Origin of the sequence: Cupriavidus neocaledonicus (assembly GCF_000372525.1) — a bacterium.
GTDB lineage: Bacteria > Pseudomonadota > Gammaproteobacteria > Burkholderiales > Burkholderiaceae > Cupriavidus > Cupriavidus neocaledonicus.
The window spans coordinates 1-9,942 of the sequence record NZ_AQUR01000046.1 but is presented as its reverse complement, the minus strand read 5'-3'; the positions used below and the strand labels follow the sequence as shown (position 1 = coordinate 9,942).

The 9,942-nt window shown below is 59.8% G+C and carries 6 protein-coding genes and 1 pseudogene; 1 reads left to right on the top strand and 6 read right to left on the bottom strand.

The features are described 5' to 3' along the window. Positions 1-739 precede the first annotated feature (739 nt). The 6 genes and pseudogenes from A3AG_RS0100750 to A3AG_RS31080 form a co-directional block, all read right to left on the bottom strand. The gene (locus A3AG_RS0100750) at positions 740-2,182 is read right to left on the bottom strand and encodes a TolC family protein (protein ID WP_012354588.1); all 1,443 of its coding nucleotides are present in this window, start codon (positions 2,180-2,182) and stop codon (positions 740-742) included. Beyond that, positions 2,172-3,602 carry an HlyD family type I secretion periplasmic adaptor subunit gene (locus tag A3AG_RS0100745; RefSeq protein ID WP_012354589.1) on the bottom strand — a complete coding sequence of 477 codons (1,431 nt, stop codon included), beginning with the start codon at positions 3,600-3,602 and terminating at the stop codon, positions 2,172-2,174. Before A3AG_RS0100745 ends, A3AG_RS0100750 begins: the two co-directional genes overlap by 11 nt. After that, entirely contained in the window at positions 3,599-5,731 is a 2,133-nt protein-coding gene (locus tag A3AG_RS0100740) for a type I secretion system permease/ATPase (protein WP_012354590.1), read from the bottom strand. The genes A3AG_RS0100745 and A3AG_RS0100740 overlap by 4 nt, the downstream gene beginning before the upstream one ends. A 103-nt stretch (positions 5,732-5,834) precedes the next feature. Next, on the bottom strand, positions 5,835-7,097 hold the full coding sequence (locus A3AG_RS32650) for a hemolysin (protein WP_145987295.1): 1,263 nt from the start codon (positions 7,095-7,097) through the stop codon (positions 5,835-5,837). A 173-nt stretch (positions 7,098-7,270) separates the two neighbouring features. After that, the gene (locus tag A3AG_RS32645; RefSeq protein ID WP_145987296.1) at positions 7,271-8,032 is read right to left on the bottom strand and encodes a hypothetical protein; all 762 of its coding nucleotides are present in this window, start codon (positions 8,030-8,032) and stop codon (positions 7,271-7,273) included. A 176-nt stretch (positions 8,033-8,208) separates the two neighbouring features. Beyond that, positions 8,209-9,571 (bottom strand): annotated as a pseudogene (locus A3AG_RS31080) (IS5 family transposase). 159 nt (positions 9,572-9,730) lie between these two features. Between A3AG_RS31080 and A3AG_RS31075 the strand changes: the two are divergent. Then, on the top strand, positions 9,731-9,942 hold a 212-nt coding region (locus A3AG_RS31075), incomplete at its 3' end, for a transposase (protein ID WP_167332255.1).

The following is a 9,942-nucleotide window of genomic DNA, read 5'->3' as shown; positions in this document are numbered from 1 at the left end:
CGGATCACCAAGATCCAGACTCTCGAATTCCTCGTCCACCCATGCCCCCGACTCGTTGCTCATTGCTGCGCGAAAATCCGAGAGTAAACGCGAGTCTGGCGAAGTTAACAACCCCCTTACCTCGAAATTCCCGGGACTTCAAGCTCCAAGCCTCGCCGCGGAGACGGTCCTACTTCCGTATAAGGGGATGGGTTGAACGCACCAACGACCAAGGTCTTCCATCCACCGACGCTCTCTTCGGCAATGAGTATCCTTGGCGGAATCTACATAGGGCTGTTTTTTTAGATAGCCGATAACCGCGTTGACGTCCTTGGCCGCATCCATACCGCTTGCCACGGCATCGCATCCGTGCCGACGGAGGTAGCCTTCCGAATTACCATAGCCACGCATCATGGGCTCGGCCACGACATATCCGCGCGACAGCAAATAGCCCGTCGCAAAATTAAAACGAAATCGTGTGGTTTTCCAGGAATGAGCCGTGGTTTAGTACCGCAAGAAATGGACTCGGACCCGGCCGGGTGTACAGCGTGACTTCGAGCTTGACCGGATCGTCGGGATTTCCTTCCACCAGAATCACCCGCTCGCTTTTCTGCACGACCTCTGGAAGATGCTGCTTCGGTTCCCTCTCAGCGAGGGGCGCACAGGCCGCGACGAGCAAGGCCCCCGAAGGCCAGAAGCAAAGAGAGATGCTTTGACATGGATTTACTTTCTCCCTTCGCAAATGCCGTGGCGGTTTCGTTCATCGTTCCACCTGTACATTGTTCATGCCAAGCCGCCCCAGGCTGCCCGCCAGCCGCAACCGCGTGGCTTTCCAATCGGCCAGTGCCTGTACGCGCTGCTGCTTGGCATTGGCCAGCGCCGTTTGCGCATTCAGCAGTTCGAGAATATTGCCGACGCCGGCCTGATAGCGATGTTCGGCAGCGTTAAAGGATTGCTGCGCAGTATCGAGTAGCGTTGCGCTGTACTTCACGCTGTCCGTGGCGGTTCGAACGGCCTGATAACTGCTCCACACCTCCAGCCCCACCTGCTGGCGCGCAGCATCCAGACCGTCGTGCTCGCGTTCGAGCTGTGCCTGGGCCTGATGGATCCGGTACAAACGGCCAAAACCTTCAAATAACGGGATCGTGAGCTGAATCCCGACATACCAGTCGCGTCCGGTAGCCGGAAAGCTCGGGACGCCGAGCCCTAGCGTAGCTGGCTGATTGTTCAGGCTGTAGCGGGATACCAGGCCGAGGCTGGGCATGCCCTCGGCGCGCGTCTGGTCAACCCTGGCCGCCGCCGCATCCACCTGGGCCTCGGCGGCCATCACGCTTGGATGTGCCTGCCTGGCGCCCTCGATCAACTCGCCAACCGCCTGGGTGAACTGCGCGTCCGTCCTCACCTCGTCGCCCACACCGGGCAGGGTGAGCGGCACGTCCGGCGATAGATTCATGTCAGCAGCGAGCGTGCCAACGGCGGTTTGCCACTGGCCGTCCGCCTTGGCGCGGTTTAGTACCGCCTGCGTATAGGCCGTCTGTGCCTGCAAGGCATCCGAGATGGGCGCCACGCCTTTGTCCACCCGCCCCGAGGCCGCGCGGAGGCTGTTCGCCGCCATCGCCTCCACATCGCGCGCCGCAACCAAGGCGCCCGCACTCGCCTGGGCCGTGTAGTAATCCTTGGCCGTGGTCACGAACAGGCTTTGCACGGTGGCATCCTGCGTTGATTGTGCGGCAGCCAGCAATGCCGATGCGCTGCTCACGGCAGCGCTACGCGCACCGAAATCGTAGAGCACCCAATTCAATGCCACGTTGCCGGTGCCCACATTGGCGAGCGTGGCCGAACTCAGATTCGGATGCCTGGTCACATCCGTCCTCGCCCCGTCTCGCACGTACTGCCCGGTGCCGTTCACGGTCGGCAAGTAGCCTGCCCGCGCAGTCCCCACGCCAGCGGCCTGGGCCTTGACATCGGCCCAAGCCTGGCGCGTCTTTGGGTTGACGCATAGCGCCCGTTCGACGGCCTCGCCCAGGAGCAGCGGCGAGACTGGCGGCCCGGCCCGACATCCGGCGATGTCCGGAATGAGCGCGCCGGCAGGGGTGGCCGGAAGGTGCTGCTCCGCGCGCAGCGGGTCGAAGGCCTGCGCGTCCTGGACCAGCCCCCATAGCCCGGCCAGGATGAGGGTGAGCGGGATGCGTCTAGCGTTCACGCAAGCTCTCCTGAGCGGCCTCGATCACGGGGCCTAGGAAGTATTCGGCCACCGTGCGCTTGCCGGTACGGATATCCGCCGTAACCGCCATGCCAGGCGTGAGCGCGATCCAGCGGTTCTCCACCCGGATGCGGTTAGTGGTGAGGCGAATACGCACCGGAAAGGTGAGCCCAAGCTTCTTGTCGTTGGTAGCGTCATTCGACACGGAGAGCACCGTGCCCTCGATGAAGCCATAGCGGGAATAGGGAAACGCCTCCACCTTGACCGCGACAGCCTGGCCCACGTCCACAAAACCGATATCCTTGTTTTCCAGTTGTCCCTCGACCTCCAGCGTGTCGTCGGGCACGATTTCCATCAGCGCCTGGGCCGTGGTCGCGACACCGCCCAGTGTGTGCGCGGCGAGTTGCTGCACCGTGCCGGCCACGGGCGCGGTGAGGCTCATCAGTTCCTGGCGCGTCTGCGCCTTGGTCTCATCGTTGCGGCTCTGCGCCCCCTGCTGGGTGTGTTTCTCCAGCTCATCGAGCTGGTCATGCCGAAACTTCGAGGCTAGCGCCCCCAGTTCGGCCCGCTGCTCGGCGATACCGGCCGTAAGCTCCAGCACGTGGGCACGCTGGGCCGCCAGCTCGTTCTCCAGGTCCAGGGCCTTCTGTTCCTTGTCCAGGTAATCGTGACGCGCCACATACTTGTCAGCCACCAGCGCCTTATAGTCCATGGCCTGCTGGCGCGCAAGCGGCGCGGTGGCCTGTAACCGTGCCACTTCGGCCCGTGTGCTGTCCCGCGCCGCCTCGCGCTTGTGCAGCTCTGCCTGCGCGCTGTCGATGCGATCCTGATACTCGCGCCAGGCGCCATTGGCCAGATGCTGGGCTTCGCGCATTCGGTCTTCCGACGCGCCATCCACCTGCACAACCTGCGGCGGTTGTTTGATTTCCTGCGCGCCAAGCAGCGCCCGCGCACGGGCCGCACCGAGGCCGGCATCGACGCGGGAGAGGTACGCCTTGTCCGCATCGGCGGCGGCCTGAGTGGTGTCGAGCTTCACCAGCAACTGGCCCGCCGCCACGCGCTGGCCATCACGCACGAGGATTTCGCGAATGACGCCGGTCACCGCCGGCTGAATCACCTTCACCCGCGCATTGGGTACAAATTTCCCCTTGGCAGTTACCACGATATCGAGCTTGCCAAAGATGCCGATCAATAACACCAGTCCGGTTAGCGCCACAATGATTCGCATTGTCCAGCGGGGCGCCGGATGCGCTGGCGTTTCCGCCAATTCCAGATGGGCGGGGAGAAATGCCAGTTCGTGCGGGGTCCGACTGGGCGCGTCCAACTCGCGACGGATGTGCCAGGCCGCCCGGAATACGCTGGCGTAGCGGCGCAGCGGCTCACGCAGCGCCGCCCATTGGGATACGCCGGGGGTACTCATAGTCCGCTGTCCTGTAACGAGACGAGATGGGCATAGTAGCCACCCAGTGCCAGCAACTCCTCATGCCTGCCCCGTTCCACGATACGGCCGCCGTCCATGGCAATGATCTGGTCGGCGTGGCGCACGGCGGTGAGCCGGTGGGCGATGATGATCACCGTGCGTCCGGCGCAGATGGCCTTCATATTGTTTTGGATAATTCGCTCGGTCTCGAAATCGAGCGCACTGGTGGCTTCGTCGAACACCAGCACGCGCGGATTGGTCAGCAGCGCCCGTGCAATCGCCAGGCGCTGCCGCTGGCCGCCCGAAAGGTTGCCGCCGTGTTCACCGACCACCGTGTCGTACCCTTCCGGCATGTCGCAGATAAAATCGTGCGCTCCCGCCAGCTTCGCCGCTTGCATGACTGCCTCCAGCGGGGCGCCGGGATCGGTGAGCGAAATGTTGTCGCGGATCGAGCGATTGAACAGCAGGTTCTCCTGCAACACCACGCCGATCTGGCGGCGCAGCCAGGAGGGATCGGCCAGCGCGAGGTCGATGCCATCTATACGCACCGCGCCCTGCTCCGGCAGATAGAGTCGCTGTAGCAGTTTGGTGAGCGTGCTCTTGCCTGAGCCCGAGCGCCCGACAATACCCACGACGTGGCCGGTGGTGATCCCCAGGCTCACGCCATCGAGGATCGGCGGGCCGTCCGCGCGATAGCGGAAGCGGATGTTCTCGAACACGATGCTGCCCTTGATGGACGGCGGCGTTTGCCGGCTTTGCGCCAGCTCCGTGCGCGTATTCAAGATGTCGCCGAGGCGGCTCATGGATATACCGACTTGCTGAAAATCCTGCCACAGTTGCGCGAGGCGCAGCACCGGGGCGCTCACGCGCTGCGACATCATGTTGAAGGCGATCAGCGCGCCCACGGTCAGCTTGCCGTCGATGACGAGCTTGGCTCCAAAAAACAGCGTGCCGAGCGTCACCAGCTTCCCCACCAATTGAATCGCCTGCTGCCCGACGTTGCCGAGTGAGGTCACACGGAAGCCCGCCGCGACGTATGCCGCGAGCTGGGTTTCCCAGCGTTTGACGAACTGCGGCTCCACGGCCATGGCCTTGACCGTTTCGATCCCGGACACCGATTCCACGAGGAACGATTGGTTATCCGCGCCACGGGCGAACTTGTCGTTCAGGCGCTTGCGCAGCAACGGCGTAATGAAGGCGGAAATCGCACCGTAGAGCGGCAAGGACAGAACCACCATCAGCGTGAGCCAGACGCTGTACAGGCACATGACAGCGAGGAACACCACAGAGAACACCAGATCGATGAGCGCGGTCAGCGCCTGGCCGGTCAGGAAATTTCGAATGCTTTCCAACTCCCGCACGCGTGCCACGGTGTCGCCCACACGCCGCGCGCCGAAATAGGCGAGTGGCAAGGCTACAAGATGGCGAAACAGGCGCGCGCCCAGTTCCACGTCGATACGGTTGGTCGTGTGCGCGAATACATGGTTGCGCAGGCCCGTGAGCAACACCTCAAATACCGAGCTGACAAGGAGCGCCAGGCACACCACGTTGAGGGTGCTATAGGTGCGGTTCACCAGCACCTTGTCCATCACCACCTGGAACATCAGTGGCGACACCAGCCCGAACAGTTGCAGCGCCATCGAAACGCCGAGCACTTCCAGCAGCAGGCGGCGGTACTTGACCACCGCCGGGATAAACCATGAGAAATCGAAGCGAGCCAGCTCGCCTGCCAGGGAGGCGCGCGAGGTGAAAAGCAGGATGCGCCCGCTCGTACGCGCCACTATCTCTTCGATCGGCTTGGGTGCGGGCGCCGACATGCCGGGCTCCAGTATCAGCGCGGTCTTGCCATCGGAACCGGCGAGAATGAAATGCCGGCCCGCACTGTCCAGCACCAAGGCCGGGAATGGGGTCTTGCCAAGCCGATCTGCCACCAGCGCCACTGCTCGGGCTTTCAGGCCCATGCCACGAGCGGCTAATACCAGATCGGCCTCAGAGAAGGACTCGCCACCGAGCGCGGCGGCATGGCGGATTTGCGCGGCATCCGTAGCAATGCCATGAAATCGTGCGATGAGCACGAGCGCAGCCAAGCCGGCATCGTCGAGACGCGCCAGGTTTTCGTTCGAACCCATGGATCAGTGCGAAATTGTTCTTGTTAGACGGGGTGGCTATCGACAAGCGTAGAAAAACCGGCGCCCTCGCAAGGGCGCCGTCTGCTACCGTCGGGGTGACGTATCAATGAGCCGCCAGTTGCAGTGTGGTTTGATCCTGGGGCAGCGCCTGCGCAACGATGCTACCGGCTGCGTCCGGCGCATACGCGGCCATTGCCTGAATCAACTGATTCACTTGTTTTTGGGCGAAGGTATCCGCCGCGCTAGGCGTCTGGCCGTTGCCCGGATTGAACATCAGATTGACCCCGGCAATGTCGCCCGTGGTGCCATCGGCGCGCGTGTACGTGCCGTCATCCAGGATGGTGTTGCCGTTGCTGTCCTGGCTGATGTGCGTGGCATCCAGGTTGATCCCTGCAATACCCAATTGGTCGAGGGTGTACAGTTGCCCGCTCTGGAACTGGCCGGTGCCTGTCGTATCACCCCACACCTTGAGGGTCTGCCACGTTGCCACGTTGGCGCCCACATTGAAGACGTTGTTGCTGGTGCAGACTAGGTCATTGGCACCGGTGTTGATGGTGTTGTTTGTACCGTTCGCCGTGACCGTGACATTATTGCCGGCGTTAATGGTGTTGCCAGTGCCGTTCACTGTAGCGGTGGCGCCATTCAGAAGATTAACGGTTGCATTATTCGCATTGACCGTCGCACTAGTATAGACATTTTCGGTAAGCAGATTGCCAGATGGATTCGTAACGGTCGACGTGCTCGGCGCTGTTCCAGTGAACTTTACCTGGATCGTATTACCGGATGAGTAGTTCTCCGACATCGAACCAATCTGATTGGTCGCGTTGTTGTTCGTAAAGGTGACCGATTGAAGGGTTCCAGGCGCGGGAGCCTGTGCGCCACTGGCTGCGCCGTAATAATTGAAGTAGGCCTGCCAGTTAACACTGTTCGGCAAGGTCGCATAGACGCCCATTGCACTATCAATCAGAATCTGCCGATCAGAACCGATAAGGCTACTGGAGCGAATATCCGTGGCATGTTGCGTATCAAGTAACGACTGAAGCCCGGTACTACTAACGCTACCATCAGGATTCGCCTTATACTCGCCCGCCAAATAAATCTGCGGACCATTATTGCTCAGAATCTCCCGCTGAACCACCCAGTTGTTATAGACTGCTTCGCCCTCTTGATGCAGGCCGACCATGGCGCTCATCGCATAGGCGTCTGGACTACTGGACGGAACTGCATACGCCGATTTGAAGTCAGTGTCGGCTTTCACATTCGCGAAATGACCGATCTCATGGGCCAAGCTACCGATGACCTCGCCATCCGGCCAAGTTTTCCAATTGCTAGCAAACGTAATTCCTCCCCCTTCCTTGAAGAACATGCTGCCATCGGGCCCTTGAACAATTGGGTTCAATGATCCCGCAGCAACTGCCGCCTGGTAATCCAATAGCTGGGACACAAGAGTTGGACTCTTGTTTATAAGTGCAATCTGACTCGTTGAGAGTCGGACGTTACCCCACATTGATTCATTGCCCGTGATAATCTGATTACTTGTCATGGTAACTCAACCATTTTCCTGTTTTGAAATAAACTGATATTTGTTGCACAGTCAATCGTAGAGAAGCCAACTATCAACTCAATCCAATTCTCCTTGTAATTGAATCCATAAAAATAGTCCTCACCCGGGTGATCATAATTTCTATGTGATATACCTCGACCGAATTTATCAAAGAGCACGCCACGAGTTATACATATATTATTTCGATCAAGATAATCACCAAATGACACCCTCGGCAGCCCTCCATCACTCGGCGCAAGGGTTCCATATGACGCGCTGGGAGTTGTTGAATAAAGAAAAGTTTCTTGAGACGCCGATGCGATCTTGAAATCCCGTCGGATTCCAATTAACTCATTAGTTTTCGGATGAAAGGCTTGATGCGGCTCTCCGTGGCTAAATTTCAGTCGAAAGCTTTCCGCCAATAGTTCGCTATTTGTTAAATCGCCATGCTCAATGACGTTATTGATCGCTGCGAGAAAAGCCTCCGGTGTTCTGGCAGCATCTGATGCCGACCGCGAGCCCGCGCAGCCATATAGGTAGCCAATGGAGATAGCAATAGCAAGCACTGTCGCTTTGCCTGAAAGATGGCGCCCATTACGCCTTCGATAGCTGATCATTTGAGCTTTATCACCTCCAAGTATGTTGACACCCAGCGTCAAACACGCAAATCTGGTCATGCCCTTAGGCACGCCTCCGCCATGCTGAATAAACTCAGAAAAAATGCACCGAATATTCGCACGAGCAAACCAGCCCATCATTTATTGCAGCACAGGCGGCCACACGGATTCTATAGTCGGACCTGAAAAATTCAGTCTGAGGGCCCAGCGTGGCTGGAGGGTGGATGATTCTGGTCGCCCCATCGGTTGACTGCGGCAATGCGGGCAAGGTCGATTGGCTGCATTCCTGGCGGATCGAGCCATACCTGTGAGCAGAGTCAAGACGAAAAAAAAGAACGCCCGCGGATGCCCAGGCGGGCAATTGCTCGCGGCAGCCAACGGAGATTGAAGCCTGCGGCACAGAGGATAGGGGACGGCGTTACCGATTTCGCCCTGACGCATGCCGTGATCCGCTTTGACATGGCCGATGACAGGCTCGACCGCCTGGCGACGTTTAAGCATTCTGCGCTGGCGACGATTCATGGTTTTGATTCTGCCGCGGTGAATCACCTTCACCGGCGTCACTTCGGCATCGACCCCGCGATAACCGAGGTCAACGATAGCAGTGTGGGGCTTGCGCGATCCCGGCAGGTCCTGAAGCAGGATAGCGGTTTGCTCGAGTTGGATGTGTAGTGTGTGACCATCGTAAGGATTGCCAGGAAAGCTGCGAGCACCGACGATGAGTCCCTGATTGGCAGTGATTGCCAAACTCACCTTCACACCGAACTCATACGGCTGGGGGGCTTTGCCCTTGGCGACACACTTCACCTCGGGTGCGTGCAGGGCGTAGAGCTTGTTCTTGTCCTTGACGCGTTGCTGCGCAATGCGTCGGGCACGTTCGAGCCAGGGACGCAGACGCTCTTGCTGGTCCTCGGCAAGCGCCGTCATCTTGTGTTCGATGTCCCGTAGTACGCGGCCGAGCACGGTGCGCTGACGCTTGAGCACGGTTCTCAGCAGTTTGAACTGCTTGGCATGCGCATAACCACCCGCACGAAATCGCAACGACTTGCCTTCCCTGCCAAAGGTCTGCTTGAACTCGATGCCGGCGCGTTTGGCCAGTTGCACCACCTTGGCCCGCGCTACCTCCAGCAGACGGCTGTCGGTCGGATAGGCAATGGCCTTCTCTTGCACCGTGGTGTCGACGACGACCCGTTCGAACTCAGCCGGTTTGATCACGTTCATTTGCACGGCGGCAGCAATCGTGGTGGCCAGCAGTTCCTCGACGCCAGCCTCACCCAGAGCCTGCCGGAAACGCACGAAGTTGGTCGGGTCACACGGCAGCCGCATCTGGAAGTACTCCTCGCCGCAGAAGTACTGCCAGTACACGTTCTCCGCCCAGCGCTCGCACACCGACTCGTCGCTCTCGTTGAAGGCATGCTTGAGGTAGAGCAGCCCGACCATCAGCCGGATCGGAAGGCGAGGCCGGCCTGCGGCACTGATGCCTGCACCAGCCACCGCCAACATCGGTCCGAACAAGTCCTCGCCGACCACGTTGCTGCCATCCTTCGCCTTGCGCGCAAGCACTGGCGCCAAGGCTGCCTCAATGCTGTTCCACGGCATCCGGCTCGCCAGCACTGCCAGCGGATGCCGAAGATCAGTCATCCCGTCCAGGCGGCTGCGAAAGAAGTCCGGTGTGCTCATCCGCAAGTTCCTCAAATCTCCCAGGATTCGAATCAGATTCATATTCGATCTGGGAGTTCGGCACGCAGCGAAATTTTTTGCTAAACCTTAGGGATGCTCTGCACAATTAGCCGGCGGATGTGCTTGCAATGAATCGTCGAGCCAGCGAGCATGTGGCGCATGAAACAAACTGACCTTGGACTGAACTTGTCGACCAAGCGCACCCGCAAGCGCGAATTCCTGGACGAGATGAACCGTGTGGTGCCATGGGCCGATCTGGTGATGCTGATCGCTCCGTACGCCCCGGAAGGCAAGCGCGGCCGTCCCCCGTTCGCGGTCGAGGCAATGCTGCGCATCCACTTCCTTCAGCAATGGTTCGGCCTGTCGGACCC